The sequence below is a fragment of the Pseudomonas sp. B21-012 genome (assembly GCF_024749305.1).
GTDB lineage: Bacteria > Pseudomonadota > Gammaproteobacteria > Pseudomonadales > Pseudomonadaceae > Aquipseudomonas.
Window position 1 is genome coordinate 3,464,220 of sequence record NZ_CP087197.1, and the last position, 22,319, is coordinate 3,486,538.

General features: G+C 64.0%; 19 protein-coding genes and 1 pseudogene. 12 read left to right on the plus strand and 8 right to left on the minus strand.

Annotation, left to right across the window (positions count from 1 at the left end):
* Nucleotide 1 precedes the first annotated feature (1 nt).
* Nucleotides 2-640, minus strand: a complete 639-nt coding sequence (uvrY, locus tag LOY37_RS15655) for a UvrY/SirA/GacA family response regulator transcription factor (RefSeq protein WP_010221877.1) — start codon at nt 638-640, stop codon at nt 2-4.
* Between the two features lie 100 nt (nt 641-740).
* On the minus strand, nt 741-1,127 hold the full coding sequence (locus tag LOY37_RS15660) for a helix-turn-helix domain-containing protein (protein ID WP_045194014.1): 387 nt from the start codon (nt 1,125-1,127) through the stop codon (nt 741-743).
* A gap of 649 nt (nt 1,128-1,776) precedes the next feature.
* Here LOY37_RS15660 and LOY37_RS15665 point away from each other — a divergent pair.
* The 11 genes and pseudogenes from LOY37_RS15665 to LOY37_RS15715 form a co-directional block, all read left to right on the plus strand.
* Nucleotides 1,777-3,084, plus strand: coding sequence for a nucleotide sugar dehydrogenase (locus LOY37_RS15665; protein WP_045194015.1), 1,308 nt, complete (start codon nt 1,777-1,779; stop codon nt 3,082-3,084).
* A 191-nt stretch (nt 3,085-3,275) separates the two neighbouring features.
* Nucleotides 3,276-4,808 carry a glycosyltransferase gene (locus tag LOY37_RS15670; protein WP_082075380.1) on the plus strand — a complete coding sequence of 511 codons (1,533 nt, stop codon included), beginning with the start codon at nt 3,276-3,278 and terminating at the stop codon, nt 4,806-4,808.
* 15 nt (nt 4,809-4,823) lie between these two features.
* Entirely contained in the window at nt 4,824-5,975 is a 1,152-nt protein-coding gene (locus LOY37_RS15675) for a PilZ domain-containing protein (RefSeq protein WP_213604111.1), read from the plus strand.
* A gap of 24 nt (nt 5,976-5,999) precedes the next feature.
* Complete coding sequence (locus LOY37_RS15680; RefSeq protein ID WP_258715207.1) at nt 6,000-7,451, plus strand: sel1 repeat family protein; 1,452 nt, start codon at nt 6,000-6,002, stop codon at nt 7,449-7,451.
* Nucleotides 7,448-8,899, plus strand: a complete 1,452-nt coding sequence (locus LOY37_RS15685; RefSeq protein ID WP_045194018.1) for an alginate export family protein — start codon at nt 7,448-7,450, stop codon at nt 8,897-8,899. The genes LOY37_RS15680 and LOY37_RS15685 overlap by 4 nt, the downstream gene beginning before the upstream one ends.
* Nucleotides 8,900-8,913: 14 nt before the next feature.
* Complete coding sequence (locus LOY37_RS15690) at nt 8,914-10,341, plus strand: MBOAT family protein (protein ID WP_258715208.1); 1,428 nt, start codon at nt 8,914-8,916, stop codon at nt 10,339-10,341.
* 9 nt (nt 10,342-10,350) lie between these two features.
* A complete protein-coding gene (locus LOY37_RS15695; protein ID WP_258715209.1) occupies nt 10,351-11,445 on the plus strand; it encodes an alginate O-acetyltransferase in 1,095 nt (364 codons plus the stop codon).
* A 10-nt stretch (nt 11,446-11,455) separates the two neighbouring features.
* Nucleotides 11,456-12,100, plus strand: coding sequence for an alginate O-acetyltransferase AlgF (locus LOY37_RS15700; protein WP_258715210.1), 645 nt, complete (start codon nt 11,456-11,458; stop codon nt 12,098-12,100).
* A gap of 2 nt (nt 12,101-12,102) precedes the next feature.
* Nucleotides 12,103-13,506, plus strand: a complete 1,404-nt coding sequence (locus tag LOY37_RS15705; protein WP_045194022.1) for an alginate O-acetyltransferase AlgX-related protein — start codon at nt 12,103-12,105, stop codon at nt 13,504-13,506.
* Complete coding sequence (locus LOY37_RS15710) at nt 13,497-14,612, plus strand: polysaccharide lyase (protein WP_258715211.1); 1,116 nt, start codon at nt 13,497-13,499, stop codon at nt 14,610-14,612. The genes LOY37_RS15705 and LOY37_RS15710 overlap by 10 nt, the downstream gene beginning before the upstream one ends.
* Before the next feature lie 350 nt (nt 14,613-14,962).
* Nucleotides 14,963-15,838: pseudogene (locus LOY37_RS15715) on the plus strand (right-handed parallel beta-helix repeat-containing protein); the annotation flags it as partial.
* A gap of 237 nt (nt 15,839-16,075) precedes the next feature.
* Here LOY37_RS15715 and LOY37_RS15720 read toward each other — a convergent pair.
* Nucleotides 16,076-16,507, minus strand: a complete 432-nt coding sequence (locus tag LOY37_RS15720) for a GNAT family N-acetyltransferase (RefSeq protein ID WP_258715212.1) — start codon at nt 16,505-16,507, stop codon at nt 16,076-16,078.
* A gap of 103 nt (nt 16,508-16,610) precedes the next feature.
* Nucleotides 16,611-17,009 (minus strand): DUF488 domain-containing protein, encoded by a 399-nt coding sequence (locus LOY37_RS15725; RefSeq protein ID WP_093381728.1) that lies wholly within the window; start codon nt 17,007-17,009, stop codon nt 16,611-16,613.
* A gap of 128 nt (nt 17,010-17,137) precedes the next feature.
* On the opposite strand from LOY37_RS15725, the gene LOY37_RS15730 reads away from it, so the two are divergent.
* On the plus strand, nt 17,138-18,754 hold the full coding sequence (locus LOY37_RS15730) for an inorganic phosphate transporter (protein WP_045194028.1): 1,617 nt from the start codon (nt 17,138-17,140) through the stop codon (nt 18,752-18,754).
* Nucleotides 18,755-18,816: 62 nt separating this feature from the next.
* On the opposite strand, the gene LOY37_RS15735 is transcribed toward LOY37_RS15730, so the two are convergent.
* From LOY37_RS15735 to LOY37_RS15750, 4 genes are read right to left on the minus strand one after another with little or no spacing between them, the layout of a single operon-like run.
* A complete protein-coding gene (locus LOY37_RS15735; RefSeq protein ID WP_213604100.1) occupies nt 18,817-19,512 on the minus strand; it encodes a glutathione S-transferase N-terminal domain-containing protein in 696 nt (231 codons plus the stop codon).
* 49 nt (nt 19,513-19,561) lie between these two features.
* Nucleotides 19,562-20,068: an N-acetyltransferase gene (locus LOY37_RS15740; RefSeq protein ID WP_258715213.1), complete on the minus strand. Its 507-nt coding sequence runs from the start codon at nt 20,066-20,068 to the stop codon at nt 19,562-19,564.
* A gap of 58 nt (nt 20,069-20,126) precedes the next feature.
* The gene (locus LOY37_RS15745) at nt 20,127-20,621 is read right to left on the minus strand and encodes a DUF934 domain-containing protein (protein WP_093381720.1); all 495 of its coding nucleotides are present in this window, start codon (nt 20,619-20,621) and stop codon (nt 20,127-20,129) included.
* The gene (locus tag LOY37_RS15750; protein ID WP_093381718.1) at nt 20,609-22,291 is read right to left on the minus strand and encodes a nitrite/sulfite reductase; all 1,683 of its coding nucleotides are present in this window, start codon (nt 22,289-22,291) and stop codon (nt 20,609-20,611) included. Before LOY37_RS15750 ends, LOY37_RS15745 begins: the two co-directional genes overlap by 13 nt.
* Between the last annotated feature and the right edge of the window lie 28 nt (nt 22,292-22,319).

A 22,319-nucleotide genomic window follows, 5' to 3' on the forward strand; every position in this document is an offset into this window, starting at 1 on the left:
CTCAGAGACTGGCGTCAACCATGCCGTGGCGGACCGCCAGCAGCGTCAGCTCGACGTCGCTGGTGACCGAGAGTTTTTCGAAGATCCGGTAACGGTAAGTATTGACCGTTTTCGGTGACAGGCACAGCTTGTCGGAGATGATCTGCACCTTCTGGCAACCGACGATCATCAGTGCGATCTGGATTTCCCGCTCCGACAACGCATCGAACGGCGAACCTTGCGGCTGGAACGACTTGAGCGCCAGTTGCTGGGCAATCTGCGGGCTGATGTAGCGCTGGCCGGCAAACACCAGGCGAATGGCCTGGACCATTTCGTCCAGTCCGGCGCCCTTGGTCAGATAGCCGGCGGCGCCAGCCTGCAACAGGCGGGTGGGGAACGGGTCTTCTTCGCAGACGGTCACCGCCACCACTTTCACGTCCGGGTGGCTGCGCAGCAGTTTGCGCGTTGCCTCCAGGCCGCCGATACCGGGCATTTTCACATCCATCAGGACCACGTCGGGCTTGAGCTCGCGCGCAACCTTCAGCGATGCCTCGCCAGAGTCGGCCTCGCCCACCACCTGCAAGCCATCGATATCGGCCAGCATGCGCGTGATGCCCGTACGCACCAGATCGTGGTCATCGACCACCAGCACCCTAATCAAGCAGACACCTCGCACTGCGGCGGTAATTGGATCCCGCCACCTTAGCAAAAAATACAGCCGTAGACCTAACGGAAGACGTCATTTACCTGACGTCATTTTTTCATTTGCCCGACAGTCGCCCGTACATCCCGCGCTCATAGCCGCCCGCTCTCGCCGGCGGCATCTGGGCACGCTCGGCCAGGCTGCCGAGCAACTGCCGGACGGCAGCCTGGTCGGCCTCTTGCAGCAGGCGAAAACTGCTGAGCAACTGTTCTTCCTGGGTGTTCAGGCTGCTGTGTTCGACCGGCGTGTGCACCCCGCTCAACACATACAACGCGTCGACCCCGCGCGCCGCCACTGCCGCCAGGTAGTCGGCCTTGGGCGTGCGCTCGCCGCTTTCATACTTGCCCTGGGCGTTGGGCTCTACCCCGCCAATGTCGCCAAAGGCGCGCTGGGTCAGGCCCAGCCGTTCTCTTTCTTCCCTGATACGCGAACCGATTCCGTTCATTTGCTTGGCGTCCTTTATCCAGCATCCGGATGGATGAGCACACAGCCGTCAATGGCGTGCCTCGAACGAAGCCCGAACTATGCCGCGATCAGCCGCGCGGCACAAGTCAAAGCCCGCCCTACCTGTCCGGGGTTGTCTGGACAACCTGCAACTGTGCCCCACACTTGTTACTCAAGGCGCTAATAAGCCAACAACTTTGCTTAATAGCTAAAGTGCCATCACCGACGAAATCAACAGCCACTAATACAACAGCGCGGGGAGAATAAAGAAGTTCCATAGCGCATGCAAAAGCCCCGTCAAAAAAACCGTGAAAATCGTCAAAAGCCACAGATGCAACGGCTTTCTGGCGCCATTTTCTCGGCAAAATGCCGATATCGGATTTTTGACGTCGAACTAACCACAAACTTTAACTTATTGATTTTTAAAGGTTTTTAAACTTTAACAGAGCAGTTTTAAACTTTATCCAAGCAAGAGTTAGAGACTGCTTGCCGAAGTTAAAAAAACTCCCTTAGGATGTAATAAGACAACGAAAAAACGCTTGCATCGCCTCCTTTTAGCGCGCTGCTTTTTCTTGCGCGTCTGCCGCGTCGACCATGCCGTTTAACTGAGTATCTCGGTCAGCTTTCGCTGCACCTTGGGAGAGGGAACTATGAATATCAGTATTTTTGGATTGGGTTATGTAGGCGCTGTCTGTGCCGGTTGTTTGTCTGCACGGGGCCATCAGGTGCTGGGCGTGGATATCTCGCCGGCCAAGATCGACATGATCAACCAGGGCAAGTCGCCCATTGTCGAGCCGGGCCTTGAGCAACTGCTGCTCGATGGCGTGCGCCATGGCCGCCTGCGCGGTACCACGGATGTCCAGGCTGCGGTACTGGCTACAGAGATGTCGCTGCTGTGCGTGGGTACCCCAAGCAAGAAAAACGGCGACCTGGACCTGGTCTACATGGAAGCGGTGTGCCGCGAAATCGGCACCGCCATGCGCGACAAGGCCAGCCGTCATACCGTCGTGGTGCGCAGCACCGTGCTGCCCGGCACGGCCAAGAACGTGGTGATTCCGATCCTCGAGAAGTACTCCGGCAAGCGCGCCGGCATCGACTTCGGCGTGGCGGTCAACCCCGAGTTCCTGCGCGAAAGCACCGCGATCCAGGACTACGATTTTCCGGCCATGACTGTGATCGGCGAACTGGACGCGCAATCGGGCGACCTGCTGCAGTCGCTGTACCAGGGCCTGGACGCCCCGGTGATCCGCAAGTCGATCGAAGTCGCCGAGATGATCAAGTACACCTGCAACGTCTGGCACGCGACCAAGGTCAGTTTTGCCAACGAGATTGGCAACATCGCCAAGGCCTCCGGCGTCGATGGCCGCGAGGTGATGGATGTGGTCTGCCAGGACTACAAGCTCAACCTGTCGCGCTACTACCTGCGCCCCGGCTTCGCCTTCGGTGGCTCGTGCCTGCCCAAGGACGTGCGCGCCCTCACCTACCGCGCCGGCCAGCTGGACGTCGAGCACCCGCTGCTGGCCTCGATCATGGCCAGCAACCGCAACCAGGTGAAGAACGCCTTCGAGCTGATCACTCGCCAGGACAAGCGCCGCATCGGCCTGCTGGGCCTGAGTTTCAAGGCCGGCAGCGACGACCTGCGCGAAAGCCCGCTGGTGGAGCTGGCGGAAATGCTCATCGGTAAAGGCTACGAGCTCACCATCTACGACGCCAACGTCGAGTACGCGCGGGTGTTCGGTGCCAACCGCGAGTACATCGAGTCGAAGATCCCCCACGTTTCGTCGCTGCTGTGCAACGACCTGCAGCAGGTGATCCGCGACGCCGAGGTGGTGGTGCTGGGCAACAACGATGACCGTTTTGCGCAAGCCCTGGATGCCAGCGACGGCAAGCAGATCATCGACCTGGTCGGCTTCATGGCCCACGGCAGCGATGCCCGGCGTGAAGGTATCTGCTGGTAAGGCCCGTACTCCAGCAGAGAGCACTCCAGCCAGAAAGTACTCCATCCAGAGAGTACCCGGCGATTGACCCAGGCGCCCCGCCTGACTGACTGCCCACCTGCCTCCTGCCCGGCCGGCCTTGTCCTGGCCAGGCGCGAACAGTGCGCATGTCATTCAGCCGGGTGCGGCCCGAACACAGGAGCAACGACTACATGGAACGACAGCAACAGCCGCCCTCGGGCCGGCCGGACTACCTGCAGGCAGGCGCGCGGTTTTGCGCCTGGGCCTGCCTGTTCGGCCTGATTGCGCTGGCGTCGGAGATGGTCGCGCCGCAGTATCTCGACCCTGCGCACCATAAGTTCATCTTCATCATCGGTGCACTGGGCATGTGGCGCTATGGCAACGCCATCGTCCATTACCTGCGCGGCATGTACTTTCTGCACTGGAAGTTCCCGCGCATGCGCAAGGCGGTCGAACGCATGGGCGATGCGGCGCTGCCGGCGCACATGTTCATGGTAGTGACCAGTTTTCGCATCCCCACCCACACCACCTTCAAGGTTTACCAGTCGGTGTTCCAGGAGGTGCAGCGGCTGAAGGTACCGTGCACGGTGATTGCCTCGATCGTCGAAAAGGGCGACGAGCAGTTCATCAAAGAGATCATGCGCAACGAGGTCAAGGACCGCGATGACATCAAGCTGGTCATCGTCCGCGCCCGTGGCACCGGCAAGCGTGACGGCCTGGCCCATGCCTTTCGCGCCCTGTCACGGCAGATGCCGCTGGAGGATTCGGTGGTCGGCGTGGTCGATGGCGACACCATGATGCTGCCCGGCTGCGTCGAGCGTGCAGTCAAGCTGTTTGCCTACCTGCCCAACGTCGGCGGCCTGACCACCAACGAGTTCTGCGAAGTCGAAGGCAGCAGCCTGATGCGCCAGTGGCACTCGATGCGCTTCGTCCAGCGGCACATCAACATGTGCTCGATGGCCTTGTCGCACCGGGTGCTGACCCTGACCGGACGGCTGTCGTTCTTTCGCGCCAGCGTCATGACCGACCCGGACTTCATCCGCGACGTCGAGGCGGATTTTCTCCAGCACTGGCGCCTGGGGCGCTTTCAGTTTTTGACCGGGGACGACAAGTCGTCGTGGCTGAGCCTGATGCGCGCCGGCTGGGACACTTTCTACGTGCCCGACAGCAACACCCTGACCGTCGAGCATCCACCAGACAACAGCTTCTGGCGCGCCACCCGCCAGTTGATGTTCCGCTGGTACGGCAATTCGCTGCGCCAGAACTTCCGTGCCACCGCCCTGCTCGGCCGCGCCCGCCTGGGCCTGTTCACCCTGTATGTGCTGCTCGATCAGCGGGTGTCGATGTGGACCTGCCTGATGGGCCTGACCGCCTCGGTGGTCGCCGGCATCGTCTTCGGCATCCAGTACCTGCTGGTGTACCTGTTCTGGGTGCTGCTGTCGCGCAGCATCGTCACCGTGCTGTTTCTGTTCGCCGGCCACCCGGTCAGCCCGGTGTACCCGTTCGTTCTTTATTACAACCAGATCATCGGCTCGCTGATGAAAGTCTACGCCCTGTTCCACATGGACCAGCAGAGCTGGACCCGGCAAAAAACCACATTAAGCAACGGCGCCGTCAACTTCGACGCCGCCCTGAACCGCTGGTCCTCGAAGGCGATGCTGTTTTCATCCATCGCGATTTTCTTCGGGGTCATCTCGGTTCTTCTCGAACTCACGCAACGTTAAGGAAAGGCGCCTGCCATGAGTAGCTCAAGCACACCCGCAGTACCGGCCAACGTAGTCCACGAAGCCATCGACGAACGCCAGTACGTGCGCACCAAACTCAATGCCCGGGTCAAGCTCAGCGCGGCCGGCCAGCCACCGTTCGACAGCACCCTGCAGGACATCTCCCTGGGCGGCATCGGCCTGGTCCACCCCGAGCCGCTGAAGATCGGCAGCCTGTACCACGCCTCGATCCAGCTGCGCCTGAACCAGGTCGACCTGAACATCGACAGCCAGATCAAGATCGTCTCCCAGCGCGGCCAGGAAGTCGGCGCCCAGTTCGTCGAGCTCGATTCGCAAAAGCGCGACATTCTGCGCTACATCATCAGCGCCTACCTGTCGGGCGAAATCGCCGACATCAATGGCCTGTTCAACGTGATGCAGCGGGAAAACTACATCAAGGAACGCAAGCACAAGTACGCCAGTGCGCGCAGCTCCAGCGAGCGCCTCAAGGCCACCCTCGGCACCCTGCTGTATGCCGCCGCCGGCCTCGCCGCGCTGGGCTTTGTCGCCTACAAGTGCTACCTGCTGTTCTTCCGTATCCCGGCAGTACAGGCCCAGGTCTCGGCCAATGCCCAGGTCATCAGCATGCCCGACAACGGCTATGTGAAGTTCCTCCTGGCGCCGGGGCAGACCGAGGTCAAGGCCGGCGCGCCGGTGGCGAGCATTTCCACCCAGCTGGCCACCAGCTTCACCAGCCCGGCCGACATGAAGGCGGTAGCCGACCTCTCGCCCGGCGACCTGCAGACCTTGCTCGGGCGCGCCACCATCGAAACCGTGATCAACAGCCCGTGCGACTGCGAGCTGTACTTCCCGAGCAAGCCCCTCGACGGCTTTGGCTACAAGCAGGCGCCACTGGTGCATCTGCTGCCCAGGGATGAAGGCCTGTTCGTCACCGCCAACGTGCCGTTCGACAAGCTCGCCGACATCGGCCGGGTGACCTCGGTGGACCTCAAGGTGTTCGGCCTGGATGAGACCTTCAGCGGCAAGGTCATCGACTCTCGCGTCGACGAAGCCAACAAGAACCTGGCCCTGACCATCGCCCCCGACAGCCCGCTGCCGCGCGCCGCGTACCAGAAGCCGGTGGCGGTGGACCTGTACCTGGGCCTGCCGTTCACGGCGTCGCGCTAAGCACCCCCAAGGAAGGAATAGGCAATGAATGCGAAGACGCCCTCCCGCCTGCTGCTGGCAGGCTTTGGCCTGGCCTGTGCCGGCAATGCCCTGGCCGGGCAAAGCCTGGAGCAGATCCGCTACGCGCTGTACAAGGACCCGAGCGCCAATGTCAGTGCCGACCTGCGCATCCTGGCCGAGCGCGGTGACCTGGCGTCCAAGCTGTTGCTCGGTGATGTGCTGGCCAACAGCGATGGCGCCAGCCGCGCAGACGTCATCGCCCTGTACCAGGAGGCGTTTGCCGACGGCCGCGGCCAGGTGCCGGCGCTGGCCTCGCTGGCGCGCCTGCTGGATCGCACCCCGAGCCTGCAAAAGGGCCAACAGCAGTGGATGGCCCAGGCCCTGACGCGTTACCCGGCGACCCTCGACCCGCGCAATGCCAGTACCACCCTGGAGGTGTTCCTGGTGTACCCGCAGCTGGTCTCCAGCGAACAGGCGGCGCAGTTGCTGGCGCTGTACCAACAGTCGTGCCTGCTCAACTGCCGTCCCGAGCTGTACCAGGCGGTGCTGGCCGAGCGCCTGGGTGATCGCGCCGGCGCCGAGCGCTGGTACCAGCAGGCAGTGCGCGTCGATGTGCGGGCGATCGACCGCTACTACCGTTTTCTCGGCGACGACCAGGACCGCACCTTCCCGGCCTTTGCCCGCAGCCTCGAAGCGCTGCGCCCGACCCTGGCGGTTGAAATCGTACACCGCATCGGCTCGCTGCTCGACAGCATCAACAGCGTGCAGCGCGCCGAGCAGGAAGCCGACCGCTACCAGCGCCAGGCCAGTGCCATGGGCCCGGCGCGGGTGCAGCCGGACGCCGCGCAACTGGCCCTGGAGAAACAGCGCAGCGATGCCCTGGACCTCGCCCGCGGCGAAGCCCATCGCTGGCGTGACAACGCCGTCGAGCGCGGCTTCGTGCCGGCGATGGTGTCCAAGGCCAACTTTATGATTTCCAACCCCACCGAGCACAACGCTGAAGAGACCCAGGCGCTGATCGACCAGGTGCGGGCCCGCGAAGCGACCCGGGCCAAGGCGCTGCAGGCCTCGTTCTACATGGTCAACAACTGGCTGACCCTGGACCCGGACAAGGCCCGCGCGCTGATCGACGAGCTGGTTGCCAGCCGCTACCCCGACGCCGAGCTGCTGCTGGCCGAGTACTACAGCAAGGGCGTGGCCGACCAGCCCGACCAGGACAAGGCCCTGCAGATCTTCCAGGCCCAGGCCCGGGCCGGCTCCACCGCCGCCTGGTACCGCATGGCCACCCTGCACGCTTACGGCCGTGCCATCTGCCATGACCCGGTCAAGGCCTACACCTATGCCCAGGTGGCCGTGGCGCTGGGCGAGAACGGTGCCCGCAGCCTGGTCACGCGCCTGGAAAAGACCCTGAAAAAGGATGACATCGCGCGCGCCCTGGCGGCACGCAACGATCTGTTGAAGGAGGCAACCCTGTGAAAGCCCACCACACCCTGTTCGGCGCCCTGCTGGCCCTGGCACCGCTGTACCCGGCGCACGCCCTGGAAGAAGTCACCGGCCCCGAGGCCGACAGCAGCGAGCCGGTGCGGGTCGCCGATGGCAGCGAGCCGGTGATCACCTCGGAGTTTTTCAACAAGCTCACCGTGCAAACCGGCTACGGCCCGGAAAACTCCGAAGTCGGCCGCAGCCGCGAGATGTTCTACAGCTTGCGCTACGAGCCGTCGTTCGCCTGGTACTCGCCGGAAAAACGCTGGGCCAAGTGGATGGTCTACGGCCGCCTGTGGCTTAACTACGACTCCAGCGAGTCGGCCAGCGTGCAGAACGAAAACGCCAACAACCTCGACCGCGAACAGCCCGAAGGCTGGTACGCCGAACTGCGCGAGCTGTATGTGAAACGCAACCTGCTCGGCGACGACCCGCGTTTTTCGCTGTCGGCCGGGCGCCAGCGCTATTTCGACGATTACGGCATCTGGTGGGACGACAGCATCGAGTCGCTGCGTTTCAACTACAACGACACCTTCTCCCGTGGCTTTGTCGCCGTGGCGCAGAAGTTCTACAACTACAACAGCGACGTCAATCGCCTGGCCGACAGCGAGGAGCGCACCACCTACCTGATGGGCGAGTACGCCTACCGCTGGAGCGAGCACAACTGGGCCGGCGTGCGCCTGATGCACGAGAATGACCACAGCGGCCACGACGCCGAAGACCGCTACGACTTCAAGGGCATGCGCTACGGGCTGTTCTTCAAGGCTGACGATCTTGACCTGACGCCGCTGTTCAGCGACTACCACCTGGAACTCGCGGGCCTGGACGGCAAGGTCGACAACACCGATGTCAACGGCCTCACCAGCAGCGGCCACAACGCCAGCGGCTGGGCGGCCCTGGGCGAAATCGGCAAGCGCTTTCACGACCTGCCGTGGACACCACGGGTGGCCCTGCGCGGCGGCCTGACCGACAAACCGAGCAACGACAACGACGGCTTTCGCCTGAATGCCATCCAGTCCGACCGCATCACCCGCCAGGGCAGCTACAGCACGCGCCTGGCCAGCTCTTTCGTCAGCCTCGACCTGCGCAATCTGAGCTACTACGGCATCGCCCTGGAAACCAACCCGACACCGCGCAGCGCCCTGGATTTTCGCCTCACCGAACTGAAGCTGCGCGATGCCAACGGCACCCTGCCGATTCGCCTTGAAGGCGACCAGCGCAGCGAGCGCAACCGCGCCATTGCCCAGGGCAACCACGGCGGCGGCAAGGACGTCGGGCAGATGCTCGACCTCAACTACTACTGGAAGATGTTTCCAGTGGCCATCGACGGCAAGCACCTGGACGTCAACGCCCTGGTCAGCGCCAGCTACCTCAACGCCGGCAACGCCCTGGACAGTGGTGATGACTACCAGCTGACCTTCGGCGTCGTGGTCAGCTACTAAGGACGGAACCCGAGATGATCTTCGCCTCCAACGTCTTCCTGTTCCTCTACCTGCCGTTGTTCCTGGCCGTGTACTTCCTCGCCCGGGCGCCGTGGCGCTCGACGGTGATCGTCGCCGCCAGCTACATCTTCTATGCCTGGTGGCGGCCGGACTTTTTGCTGCTGTTCGTCGCCATCACCTACTGGAACTACTGGTTCGGCCTGCGCATCAAGGCGCGCCTGGATGCCGGCGACAAGCGCTGGGCGTTCCGCCTGCTATGGATCGGCATCATCGGCAACCTGTCGACCCTGGGCTACTTCAAGTACGCCAACTTCGGCGCCGAGGTGCTGGCCGCCCTGCTCGCGCCGCTGGGCATCAACACCTTCACCCTGGAGACGATCTTCCTGCCGCTGGGTATCTCCTTCTATGTGTTCCATGCCCTGAGCTACATCGTCGACATCTACCGCAAGGACGCCACGCCGACCAACAACTTCATCGACTTCGCCGCCTTCGTCGCGCTGTTCCCGCACCTGGTGGCCGGCCCGATCCTGCGCTATAGCCAGCTGGCACCGCAGCTGCGCCAGCGCACCCATTCGCTGGAGCTGTTCTCGCTGGGCGTGTGCCGGTTCATGCTCGGCTTCATCATGAAGGTGCTGATCGCCGACCAGCTGGCGCCGATCAACGTGCTGTTCATCAGCGAAGGCACCCTGCAATTGAGCGATGCCTGGTTCGGCCTGGTGGTCTCGACCCTGCAGCTGTACTTCGACTTCGCCGGCTACAGCCACATGGCCCTGGGCCTGGCCTTGATGATGGGTTTCCGTTTTCCGGAAAACTTCAACCAGCCGTATGTGTCGCAGAGCATCACCGAGTTCTGGGCGCGCTGGCACATGACCCTGGCGCACTTTCTGCGCGACTACGTGTACATGCCGCTGGTGCGCAAGCGCATCGCCGGGGCGCTGCCGGCGCTGGTCTACACCATGCTGCTGTCAGGGCTGTGGCACGGCGCCAGCTTCGCCTTTATCTGCTGGGGGCTGTTCTTCGGTTTCGGCATGGTCATCGAGCGCAAATTCAACCTGGCGACCAAGATCACCACGCCCTACCACCTGGGCCGCAACCTGCGCACCTTCGTGCTGATCATCCTGAGCATGCCGCTGTTCTTCACCAACGACCTGCGCCACAGCATCGACATCTACCAGGCGCTGTTCGGCCTCAACGGCCTCGGTTCGCTGGACCTGTACGTGCTTGGCGCCTCGAAGATGGCCATGTCGTTCGCCGCCATTGCCCTGTGCTGGCTGGTGCTGGCCGGCAGCAACAACGTGCGCTTCTACGCCGGCAACAAGGAGCAGTACTTCATGCGCCATGTCGGCGGCCTCAAGGCCCTGCTGCTGTGGGCCGGCTTTGCCCTGGCGCTGAGCAGCCTGGCGGCGCATTCGTTCTCGCCCTTTTTGTACTTTCAGTTCTAGGAGACCGCCATGTACCCGGTCATGAATTCGGCCAGCAAGGTCAACGGCATTGCCTTCGGCGTCCTGCTGGCGGGCATGTTCGTCTACTCGCTGCCACCGGTGTTGAGCTTTGCCCGCAACCAGACCGACGCCTGGAACCTGTTCGTCGACGGCAAGCTGCTGCGCAAATTCGAGCAGGTCTACGACAAGCGCTTCTTCCTGCGGGAGCCGTCGGTCGAGCTGTGGGCCAACGCCCAGTACCGGCTGTTCGACGAAGGCACCAAGGGCGTGGTGCTGGGCAAGGACGGCTGGCTCTACACCAACCAGGAATACCGCGTGCCGAACAACCTTGAGGCCAACCTCGACGGCCAGCTCAGGCAGATCGCCGAGATCGAGCAACGCCTCAAGGCCCACAACAAGCGCCTGATCGTGCTGCCGCTGCCGATGAAAGTCGACGTGTATGCCGCGCACACCGAGCGCGCCGTCGACCCACGTGCGATCAGCCTCTACGACCGTTTCGTCGAGCGCCTGCAGGCGCAGGAGATTGCCGTCACGCCGTTGCGCTCGGCATTTCTGGCCAACCTTGCCGGCCCCGAGCTGTTCCTCAAGTCCGACACCCACTGGAGCCCGCAAGGCGCGCGCCTGAGTGCCTACGAGCTGGCCCGCCAGCACCCGGAACTGCTCGGTGACCAGCGTTACCTGTCGCACAAAGTCGCCGACAAGACGGTCAAGGGCGACCTGATGAACTACATCCAGTTCAACCACGCGCAACTGGCGCCGCAGTTCGGCCCCAACCAGATCGCCCTGTACGAAACCCTCAAGGCCGAGCAAAGCGCCAGCGACCTGTTCGCCAGTGAAACCCAGAGCCTGATGCTGGTGGGTACCAGCTACAGCAAGATCGATGACTGGAACTTCGTCGGCTTTCTCAAGGAGGCACTCAACCGCGACCTGCTGAGCGTGTCGGTGGAAGCCCGCGGGCCGTTCGAGGCCATGAGCCAGTTCCTTGCCAGCGACCAGCTGAGCAACCCCGAGATCGACACCGTGGTCTGGGAATTCCCCCTGCGCACCCTGCTCGCCCACCGCCTCGGCTCGCTGAGCCGCCCCGGCCAGACCCAACATTTCTAAGGAGAGACTGATGAACACTGCACTGCAACGCCTGCTCGCCACTTCCGCCCTGCTGCTGGGCAGCGCCGCCGTTCATGCCGCCGAAGGCAACGCCGACCTCTATGACGCCGTAGCCCCGGCCGACTCGGCCTTCGTGCGCGTGCTCAACCTGTCCGGCAGCAACATCGATGTGACCCTGAGCGGCAAGATCACCGCGCAACGGGTCGCCGCCGGGCAGCTCAGCGGCTACCGCTTCACCCCGGCCGGCGCGCACAAGATCGCCGTCGGCGGCACCGCCATCGAGCCACAGCTCAAGGCTAACGCCGCCAGCACTGTAGTCTTTGATGGCAGCAAGCTGACCCTGATCGCCGACAAGTACGTCAACGAGCCGAAGAAGGCCCAGGTCGCCTTCTACAACCTGACCCCGGCCCAGGCAGCGCTGAAAACTGTCGATGGCAAGCACGTGATCGTCGACCCGCTGGGCAAGGACCAGACCGGCAGCCGCATGGTCAACGAGATCAAGATCGGCTTTGCCGCCTACGTCGATGAGCAGAACGTTGCCCGGTTCGACGAACTGTTCCTGAAAAAGGGCCGCTCCTACAGCTATGTGCTGCTGCCCAAGGGCGCCGGCTACCAGAGCATGAGCCTGGCCAACAGCATCGACCCGAGCGAGTGATCATGAAGCGCATTCTTCCCCTTGGCCTGGCGGCGCTGCTGGGCCCTCTGCTGAGCGCGCCGAGCGTGGCCGCAGAGCCCGCCAAGGCCAGTTGCACGAGCCTTGAGTGCATGGTCTGCCCGGGCCTGAGCAACCCGCAGAATTACGCCGAAGGGCGCATGAAGCTGATGCGCGAGATCGTCCCGGCCAAGGACCGCTGGCTGTTCCGCTCGGCGGTCGACCTGACCAACGACTTCGGCATCCCGGCGCCCATGCGCCCGGAGTTTGCGCGCTTGATGGCCGCCTTTCGCCAACAGGGCATCCATGTGGCCATGGCGGTTCAACCGACCCGTGGCCTGATGCACCGCGACAAGCTTTACGCCGACAAGCTGCATGGCTTCGACTTTGCCCGCGCCAGCGGCAACCTGGAAAATTACCTGCAGCAATTGCGCGCCGGTGGCGCGGTGGTGCCGCCGTTGATGCAACTGGTGCACACCCCGCCCAAGGGCGAGTTCTTCTTTCGCCGTGACCACCACTGGACCCCGGCCGGTGCCCAAGCTACGGCGCGGCTGGTTGCCGAAGAAATCCGTCGCCAGCCGTTCTACGCCGACCTGAGCAAAAAAAGCTACCGCACCGAACCCGGGGTCATGGTGCCCAAGGACGGCACCCTGAACCTGGCGCTGAGCTATATCTGCGGCAACAACTATGGTTTCCAGTACGTGCGCGGCTACCAGACCATCCCCGAGGCCGCTGGTGCCGATGCGCTGTTCGACGACGCGCCGGACCCAGAGGTGATCCTGGTTGGCGACAGTAACGCCGCCGCCCGTGAAGACGAGAGCAAGCAGTTCAACTTCGACGGCTACCTCAAGCAGTACCTTGAGGTCGACATCCTCAACTACGCCCTGCCCGGCGTCGGCCAGGACGGCTCGCTGCTCGAATACCTGCTGTCAGAGAACTACAAGCCCAAGGCACCGCCGAAGCTGATCATCTGGGAACTGCCGGCCAACTACCAGCTGGAATCCGAGCAGATGTACCGCCAGCTGATCCCGGCGATCAAAGGCGGTTGCCCGGTGTCGACCGAAGTCCTGGCCAACCGGGTAGAGCGCCCGCCGCTGCGGGTCAACGAGCGCATCGAACTGCTCAGCAACGCAGGCGAAAACCGCAAGCACCTCGGCAACGGCCAGGGCTTTCTCGATATCCGCATCAGCGACAAGAACGTCAAGGATTTCTACGTGATCGTCTATTACGACAACGGCGCCCGCGACAAGGTCTGGTTTCGCCGCGAGGCGGTGGTTAGCGGCGGCCAGTACTACCTTGAATTGAGCCGGGCCAAGGAATTTGCCGGGGCCAACCTGCTGTCGGTGTTCATGGAGCCGACCAAGCCCGGCACCGCCGCCACCCAAGTGGAAACCCGCGTATGCCTGTAAAGACCTGGACCGCGCTGGGCCTGGGCCTGTGCGCCAGCCTGCAGTTGGCCGACAGCCTGGCGGCCAGCTCGATCTGGCCGCCGCGGGCCACCACGCAGTCGGCGATGATCGCCGACTACCGCACCTTGAGCTGCAGCAAACAAGCACCGCCGCCCTACACCGGCAGCCTGCAGCTACAAAGCAAGTACGACCAGCGCGACGCCAGCAAGTCGACCCTGCGCAGCAGCCCGGACGCCAACAGCGAACAGATCGGCAAGCAGGTCAAACAGTTCATCGGCGGCCTGATCTACGCCAGCAAGCGCTTCCAGCGGGCGAAGAATCCGCAGGAGGCGAACATGGCCCTGGCTTGCCAGGACCAGTGGCTGGAGCGCTGGGCCGAGGCCGGTGCGCTGCTCAACCCCGACGCCAGCAGCACCGGCATGGCAGCGCGCAAATGGGCGGTGGCGGCCATGGCCTCGACCCTGCTGATGACCCAGGCCGCCAGCGACGCCAAGCTGCAACTGTCGCCGGCGCAGAAAGCCTGGTTCAACCAGTTGGGCGAGCGCATCATCGCCGAGTACCAGCCGCGCCGTACCCCGGGCTTTACCTGGTTCAACAACCACGACTACTGGGCGGCCTGGGCGGTGGCGGCGACCGGCATGCTGGTGCAGCGCGACGACTTCATCCAGTGGGCCGACGGCAACCTGCGCCGCGGCCTGCAGCAGGCGGTGAAGTCCGCTGACGGCAGCTACGCCTACCTGCCGCTGGAAGTGGCGCGCAGCAAACTGGCCGCCACCTACAGCCAGTACGCCCTGGTGCCGCTGGTGTTGCTGGCCGAGTCGGCGCGGGCCAACGACCTGCCGTGGAGCAGCGACGATCAGCAGACCCTGGAGCTGCTGGCCAACTTCGCCGCCCGCAGCATCCTCGACCCCGACGGCCTGCCCGAGCTCAAGGGCAAATCGCAGAGCGACGTCGCCCCGTACAAACTGGCCTGGCTGATCCCCTTCCTGCAGCGCGCCCCGGGTAACCGCCTGGCCCGCCAGCTGTATGACAGCGAGGATGGCGAGGTCGACAACTACAGCCAGATCGGCGGCCCGCTCAAGCCGTTCTATCCCACACTGCCGTAACCCAAGGACGAACCGTCATGGCCATGCTTGCCCGCCCGCTTACCCTTTCCTGCCTGGCGCTGCTGTTCAGCGCCGTGGCCCAGGCTGCCAGCCAGAGCTTGCCGCTGCAGCAAACACTGAGCGCGGTAGACAGCGCCGAACACCAGCGCGACCTGCAGCAGTTGCAGCAACAGGTCAGCCAGGCCGTGCAACTGCAGGTCAGCGAACGCCCGCGCCCGGCCGGCCGCGCCAGTGTCAGCCTGCAACCGATGTTCTCCTCCCAGGCCGGCAGCTGGCCGTTCGAGCCGTTCGTCAACAACGGCCTGTTCCGCGCCATCGCCGGCTACCAGGCGCATCACCCGCAAGCGGTAATGGTGCGCGGCGGCAGCATCAGCCTGGCGCAACTGCACGATGCCCTCAACGACCCGAAGATCATCAAACGCTACAAGGACGGCTACCTGCTCAGCTACCCGCTGGTGATCGCCAGCGACGGCGGCCTGTTGCTCGAAGGCACCAGCCTGTACCTGTACAGCTACTCCGGCACGGCGCTGATCAACCAGGGCTGGCTGGGCCTGAACCAATCGCGCCTGGAGAGCGTCGCCGGCGACAAGCCCGGCAGCACCGAGCGCGCCTGGCGGCCGTTCGTGGTGGCCTGGGCCGGTAGCCACACCCAGGTGATCGGCTCGACCCTCAACCGCCTGGGCTACAACGCCAACCTCTCGCGCGGCCTGAGCACCGCCCTGAGCAGCCAGCAGGCAGCCTCTACCCGCCCGGCCACGCTGATCATCCGCGACAGCCAGTTCAATGAACTGTCAAGCGCCGTAGAGCTGCAACACAGCCAGGCGCAGATCGACAACAGCCAGTTCGGCCAGTCCCAGCAGTACGCCATCGACGTGCGCGACAGCCAGGTCGTGGTCCGCAATAACCAGCTACGCGGCATCGACAACAACAGCGGCATCCGCCTGCGTGGCCAGACCCGCGCACGTATCGAGCACAACCTGATCCTTGGCGCGCACAAGGCAGCCATCGAGATCAGCGAGCAGCAAGGTGCAGTGCTGCTGAGCGGCAACTTGATTGGCGATAGCCGGGGCAACGGCATCCAGCTGCGCAACCTGGCGCCGAGCGCAGCCGCACCGTTGCTGATCAGCGACAACCTGATCGGCAACAGCCAGGGCAGCGCCGTGGATGCCAGCGAGGTCGGTGCCGTCAGCCTGATCGGCAACCGCATCGGCAACAGCCCGGAATACGCCGTCAGCCTGCGCAATGCCACGCCGCTGGCCGGCCCCCTGACCTTGAGCGGCAACACCCTGGGCAAGGTCGGCAAGGCGGTGGTGCGGGTCGAGGGTGTGCAGCAGGTGGTGCTGGGGCCGAACACCTTCGAGGGCAAGCCGATTTTGCAGAACCTGCTGATTGGCGACCTGTTGCCGGTGCAGAGCCTGCTGCTTGAGGCGACCCAACGCCAGGGCTGCGTAGTACGGGTCGAGCTAAGTGATCGCCCGCTGCATGCGCAAAAAGCACTCGTCTTCGCCGACGCAGACAAAGCCCTCGCGCAGGTACAGCAAGCGTGCCGGGTTGCTCCTGAACACCATCAGGCGCAGCAGCGGCAAGTGCCGTTGGCCGGTCCAGTCGGCCAGTTGCGTTAATACCCAACTGCCGATGCCGCGGCCGCGAAAACCTTCGAGCAGGTGCAGTTCACGGATGAACAGGGCCTGGCGGTCCTGGCTGAGGCTGAAGTAACCCAGCGGCTGTTCGGCGTCGCTGATCAGCCATTGCTCGCGCCACCCCCAGGCCTGGTCGAAGGCTTCTTCCTGCCAGAGCAGGTCGAACTCGCGGTAATAGGGCAGCATGGCCCGCCGGGTGAGGTCGCGGGCGAAGGAGCGGTGCTGGTCGGTGGCGGGGGTCAGTTGCAAGGTCATAGTGGTTCTCTTCGCGGGTCAAGCCCGCTCCCACAGGGATTGCATTGATCCTGGCCACTGTGGGAGCGGCGGTGCGATGACTCGACTTGACCCGCGATGCTTTTCAAGGTTTGAACTCATCGGCATAACACACCGGCGAACTTCCCGGCCCCTGGCGCTCCAGCTCATCCTCAAGCCATTGCGCCAGCACCGTGGCATTGTTGTGCCCGGTGTCCTTGCCGGCATACAGCAAGGTCAGGTCGCCCTGCCCGGCCATGCCCAGCAGCTTCCACCAGTGCGCCGGCTGCGCCGCCAGTTCCTGGCGATAACGCTGGGCAAAGCCGGCAAAGTCCACTTCACCCTGATGAAACGCCTGGCGCAACGCCGTTGACGGCGCCACCTGCGGCAGCCACAGGGCCTGCAGCTGGTCCTTGCGCGTGTTGCGCGGCCACAGGCGGTCGACCAGCACCCGCTGGCCATCGGCAGCGTCCTGCGGGTCATAAACGCGTTTGCAGCGGATCATCGTTACCCTCCATCGGCAGGTCCCTTAATCCTAGGACTTTCCTTGACCGAGGTCACGGTGCTGTCACCGATTGTTTTTATCATGGCCGGGCAAGGCTAGACCCTTTCTGGTAACCCGGACCCGTCATCATGACCACCCCGACCCTGGCTGGCAGCCCATCGCTGGCCAACCACGATCCACGCCCACGTCTGGATCACAAACCCGGCCGTACCACCCTGACCCTGTTCTTCGGCCTGCTGGTGGCCGGCCTTGTATATACCGCCTGGAGCGTGTTGCGCGACATCGACGCCACCGGCACCGTCGTCACCACCTGGACCCCCTTCCTGCTGCTCGGCCTGGCGTTGCTGATTGCCCTGGGCTTCGAGTTCGTCAACGGTTTTCACGACACCGCCAACGCCGTCGCCACGGTGATCTACACCCATTCGTTGCCGCCGTCGGTGGCCGTGGTGTGGTCCGGCTGTTTCAACTTTCTTGGCGTGCTGCTGTCCAGCGGCGCGGTGGCCTTCGGCATCATCGCCTTGCTGCCGGTGGAGCTTATTCTGCAGGTCGGCTCTTCGGCCGGTTTCTCGATGGTGTTCGCCCTGCTGCTGTCGGCGATCATCTGGAACCTGGGCACCTGGTGGCTGGGCCTGCCGGCTTCGTCCTCGCATACCTTGATCGGCTCGATCATCGGCGTCGGTATCGCCAACGCACTGATGCACGGGCGCGACGGCACCAGCGGCGTGGACTGGGCCCAGGCCAGCAAGGTCGGCTATTCGCTGCTGCTCTCGCCGCTGGTGGGCTTTACCTGCGCGGCGCTATTGCTGCTGGCCCTGCGCATGCTGGTCAAGCGCCGCGAGCTGTACCAGGCGCCGGTCGGCAACACACCGCCGCCCTGGTGGATTCGCGGGCTGTTGATCCTCACCTGCACCGGGGTGTCGTTCGCCCATGGCTCCAACGACGGGCAAAAAGGCATGGGCCTGATCATGCTGATCCTGGTCGGCACCCTGCCCATGGCCTACGCCCTGAACCGGACCATGCCGGCCGACCAGTCGCTGCAGTTCGCCGCCGTCGCCGAGGTCACCCAGCAGGCTTTGCAGCGCAGCGCCCCGCAAGCAGCGCCGGCGGACCCACGGCAGACCCTCAGCGCCTTCATCCGCCAGCCACAGGCCAGCGACGAACTGCTGCCGGCCCTGGCGGCGCTGGCCGGGATGATCGGCAGCGAAGTCAAAGGCTACGGTTCGCTCAACCGGGTGCCCGCTGAGGCCATGGCCAACGTGCGCAACGACATGTACCTGACCTCCGAGGCCATCCGCCTGATCGACAAGCACCAGCTGGCGCAGTTCGATGCCGATACCCGGGCCAAGGTGCAGCTGTTCAAGCAACAGATCGACAGCGCCACCCGCTACATTCCGTTGTGGGTGAAGATCGCCGTGGCCATCGCCCTGGGGCTGGGCACCATGGTTGGCTGGCGGCGCATCGTGGTGACCGTCGGCGAGAAGATCGGCAAGACCCACCTGACCTACGCCCAGGGCGCCTCGGCGGAGCTGGTGGCGATGTGCACCATTGGCGCGGCGGACATGTACGGGCTACCGGTGTCGACCACCCACGTGCTGTCGTCCGGGGTGGCCGGGAGCATGGTTGCCAATGGCTCGGGCTTGCAGATGCGCACCCTGTTCAACCTGCTGATGGCCTGGGTGCTGACCTTGCCGGCGGCGATTGTGCTGGCCGGGGGGTTGTACTGGGTGTTTCGGCAGGTGTTTTAGTCATCGTGGGGCAAGCTCGCTCCCACAGGTATGTGCGAGCGGGCTTGCCCCGCGATTGGGCGCTAAGCAGGGATCTTCAGCCCCCGCTCCACCGCCGGCCGCGCGACAAACGCCGCGAGCACGCGCTTGACGTTGGCAAAGTCGTCAAAGCCGACCAGCTCGCCCGCCTCATAAAATCCGATCAGGTTGCGCACCCAGGGCACAATGGCGATGTCGGCAATGCTGTACTCGTCCATCACCCAGTCGCGCCCTTCAAGACGCTTGTCGAGCACCCCGAGCAAACGCCGCGACTCGGCCACGTAGCGGTCACGCGGGCGCTTGTCTTCATAGTCCTTGCCGGCGAACTTGTTGAAGAACCCTAGCTGGCCGAACATCGGCCCGATGCCGCCCATCTGGAACATCAGCCACTGCAGGGTCTGGTAGCGCTTGGCCGGGTCGGCCGGCAGCAGCTTGCCGGTTTTTTCCGCCAGGTAGATGAGGATCGCCCCGGACTCGAACAGCGCAAGCGGCTGGCCGCCAGGGCCGTTGGGGTCGAGGATCGCCGGGATCTTGTTGTTGGCGCTCAGGGAGATGAATTCGGGGGTGAGCTGGTCATTGCTCTCGAAGCTGACCTTGTGCACCTCGTAGGCCAGGCCGATCTCCTCGAGCATGATCGACACCTTGACGCCGTTGGGCGTGGGCAGCGAATACAGCTGCAGCAGCTCGGGCTGTTTGGCCGGCCATTTGCGGGTGATCGGGAATGCGCTGAGATCAGTCATGAACACAACCTTGAGCAATAAGAGGTGAACGACACTTTAACCAGTTTTATCAACGCCGCGCGACCATCACCCAGTCGCGATGGCGCTCCGGGCCGCATTCGAACACGGCCTCGCCGACCTTGTTAAAGCCATTGCGCTGGTAGAAGCGGATCGCCCGGGCGTTTTGTTCGTTGACGGTCAAGCGAATGGCGCCGCTCACCTGCGCCAGGGTGTCGTCGAGCAGCCGCTGGGCGCCGCCGTGGCCGTGGTGCTCGGGTAGCACGTAGCAGCGGCTGAGTTCCGGCAAGCCGTCCGCTTCAGCAATTCCCAATACCTCGGGTGTGCTGTCGACCAGGCTGTAGCCCACCACCGTGCCCAGGTGCTCGAGCACGCGCAGGCGCTTGCGCCGATTGAGCAGGTGCAAGACAAAGTGCTCGGGCTGCAACTGCGTGTCGATGTACGCCTGCAATGCCGGGGCGGCAGCGTCTGGCGGGCTGGCCAGGGCAAAGGTCTGGCCAGCGATGATGCTCAGCGCCTCGGCATCACTGGGCCGGGCAACGCGGGTAGTGAATGGCATGCAGCAACATCCTGTCGAACGGGCGATCCGGCATGGTAGCCCGAACCCGGCGACGGCGTCAGCGTCGACGAAACAGCGGCCGTGGTTCGATCACCGAACGCCCGTACAGCACGCTCATGCCGGCCAGGCCCTTGAGGGCATCCTCGGCACACTTGTCTTGGCGCACGGCATAGCTGTCAAAACCGCACTGGCGCATATGGCTGAGCTGGTCACGCAGCACGTCGCCCACCGCGCGCAGCTCGCCATGCCAGCCCAGGCGGCTGCGCAGCAGGTAGGCCTGGCTGTAGCCACGACCGTCGCGAAAGCTCGGGAAATCCACGGCAATCAGTGGCACCTGGGGCAGCCACGGGCGCAGCGGCTCAAGCTCGTCATCCGGGCCCAGCAACACGCCATCACGGCCGAAGGGCCGCTGGGTACGGCGGGCAATCCAGCTGGCCAGGGGCAAGATCACCAGGCCGTCAGGCAGCAGCTCGCCGGGTTCGCGCAACAGCTGCCAGGGATCGTCCTCGATCAACTGCGCTTCACCGTTGCGCAGGCCAATCACATTACGCATATCAGCTCCTCCGGGCGCTTGGCATAGACACGTTCCTTGAAAGGCTCCAGGCCGACCCGGCGCACGGTGTCGACAAAGGGTTCGTCCAGTTCGCGATAAGCGCAGTAGGTGGCGATGATCTGCTCGATCACCTGGGGGATCTCGGCGGCACTGAACGACGGGCCGATGACCTTGCCCAGGGTGCTGTGCTTGCCCTGGGCGCCACCGAGGGTCACCTGGTACCACTCGCTGCCGTTTTTATCGACGCCGAGGATGCCGATGTTACCGATGTGGTGGTGGCCGCAGGCGTTGATGCAGCCGGAGATATTCAGGCTCAGCTCACCCAGGTCGTGCAGGTAGTCAAGATCATCGAAGCGGCGCTGGATCGACTGCGCAATCGGGATCGAGGTGGCGTTGGCCAGGGCGCAGAAGTCGCCGCCCGGGCAGGCGATGATGTCGGTCAGCAGGCCAATGTTGGCGGTGCCCAGGCCGCGCTCGCAGGCCAGGCGCCACAGCGCGTGCAGGTCGCGCTTGCGCACGTCGGGAAGGATCAGGTTCTGCTCGTGGGCAATACGGATCTCGCCGAAACCGAACTGCTCCGACCAGTCGGCCACCGCGTCCATCTGCGCATCGGTCAGGTCGCCCGGTGGCGAGGCATCGCCCGGTTTGGTCGAGAGCACCACGCTGGCATAACCCGGGACCTTGTGCGCCTTGACGCAGCAGGCCACCCAGCGGGCGAAGGCGTGATCCTGGGCCAGGTGGGTGTCGTAGGCCAGCTCATCATCGATGACGCTGTCGTAGGCCGGTGGTTCGAAGGCGGCGGCGACACGCTGGAATTCGTCCTCGGTCAGTTGCGCCGGACCGTCCTTGATGTGTTGCCACTCCTCCTCCACCTCGCGGGAGAACGCCTCGATGCCCAGCGCCTTGACCAGGATCTTGATCCGCGCCTTGTACTTGTTGTCGCGCCGGCCATGGCGGTTGTACACGCGCAAGATGGCTTCGACGTAGGACAACAGGTGCTGCCACGCCAGCCCTTCGCGAATCTGCAAACCGAGGATCGGCGTGCGCCCCAGGCCGCCGCCGACCATCACCCGCAGGCACATCTGGCCGCGGCCGTCGCGGTAAAGATAAAGGCCGATGTCATGCATCATGATCGCTGCGCGGTCTTCGATGGCCGAGCAGATGGCGATCTTGAACTTGCGCGGCAAGAACAGGAATTCCGGGTTGATGGTCGACCACTGACGCAGGATCTCGGCCAGCGGCCGCGGGTCGAGCAACTCGTCGGCGGCCACTCCGGCGAAGGCCTCGGTGGTGATGTTGCGCACGCAGTTGCCGGAGGTCTGGATCGCATGCATCTCGACTTCGGCCAGGCGCTGGAGGATGTCCGGCACCTGGGCCAGTTCGATCCAGTTGAACTGGATGTTCTGGCGCGTGGTGAAGTGGCCGTAGCCACGGTCGTACTCGCGCGCGATCTGCGCCAGGGTGCGCAACTGCCGGGCACCCAAGGTGCCGTAGGGAATGGCCACGCGCAGCATGTAGGCATGCTTTTGCAGGTACAGGCCGTTTTGCAGGCGCAGGGGCAGGAACTCTTCTTCACTCAGTTCGCCAGCGATGAACCGGCGCACCTGATCGCGAAATTGCGCCACGCGCTCGAACACCAGCGCACGGTCATACTCGTCATACTGATACATGGTTCGGACCTCATCAGGGAGGCCGTTA

Bases quoted from the DNA above. Each gene is read 5' to 3' on its own strand.
- LOY37_RS15660 (WP_045194014.1), bottom strand. From the start codon at position 1,127: ATGAACGGAATCGGTTCGCGTATCAGGGAAGAAAGAGAACGGCTGGGC.
- LOY37_RS15665 (WP_045194015.1), top strand. From the start codon at position 1,777: ATGAATATCAGTATTTTTGGATTGGGTTATGTAGGCGCTGTCTGTGCC.
- LOY37_RS15670 (WP_082075380.1), top strand. From the start codon at position 3,276: ATGGAACGACAGCAACAGCCGCCCTCGGGCCGGCCGGACTACCTGCAG.
- LOY37_RS15675 (WP_213604111.1), top strand. From the start codon at position 4,824: ATGAGTAGCTCAAGCACACCCGCAGTACCGGCCAACGTAGTCCACGAA.
- LOY37_RS15680 (WP_258715207.1), top strand. From the start codon at position 6,000: ATGAATGCGAAGACGCCCTCCCGCCTGCTGCTGGCAGGCTTTGGCCTG.
- LOY37_RS15690 (WP_258715208.1), top strand. From the start codon at position 8,914: ATGATCTTCGCCTCCAACGTCTTCCTGTTCCTCTACCTGCCGTTGTTC.
- LOY37_RS15695 (WP_258715209.1), top strand. From the start codon at position 10,351: ATGTACCCGGTCATGAATTCGGCCAGCAAGGTCAACGGCATTGCCTTC.
- LOY37_RS15700 (WP_258715210.1), top strand. From the start codon at position 11,456: ATGAACACTGCACTGCAACGCCTGCTCGCCACTTCCGCCCTGCTGCTG.
- LOY37_RS15705 (WP_045194022.1), top strand. From the start codon at position 12,103: ATGAAGCGCATTCTTCCCCTTGGCCTGGCGGCGCTGCTGGGCCCTCTG.
- LOY37_RS15710 (WP_258715211.1), top strand. From the start codon at position 13,497: ATGCCTGTAAAGACCTGGACCGCGCTGGGCCTGGGCCTGTGCGCCAGC.
- LOY37_RS15720 (WP_258715212.1), bottom strand. From the start codon at position 16,507: ATGACCTTGCAACTGACCCCCGCCACCGACCAGCACCGCTCCTTCGCC.
- LOY37_RS15725 (WP_093381728.1), bottom strand. From the start codon at position 17,009: ATGATCCGCTGCAAACGCGTTTATGACCCGCAGGACGCTGCCGATGGC.
- LOY37_RS15730 (WP_045194028.1), top strand. From the start codon at position 17,138: ATGACCACCCCGACCCTGGCTGGCAGCCCATCGCTGGCCAACCACGAT.
- LOY37_RS15735 (WP_213604100.1), bottom strand. From the start codon at position 19,512: ATGACTGATCTCAGCGCATTCCCGATCACCCGCAAATGGCCGGCCAAA.
- LOY37_RS15740 (WP_258715213.1), bottom strand. From the start codon at position 20,068: ATGCCATTCACTACCCGCGTTGCCCGGCCCAGTGATGCCGAGGCGCTG.
- LOY37_RS15745 (WP_093381720.1), bottom strand. From the start codon at position 20,621: ATGCGTAATGTGATTGGCCTGCGCAACGGTGAAGCGCAGTTGATCGAG.
- LOY37_RS15750 (WP_093381718.1), bottom strand. From the start codon at position 22,291: ATGTATCAGTATGACGAGTATGACCGTGCGCTGGTGTTCGAGCGCGTG.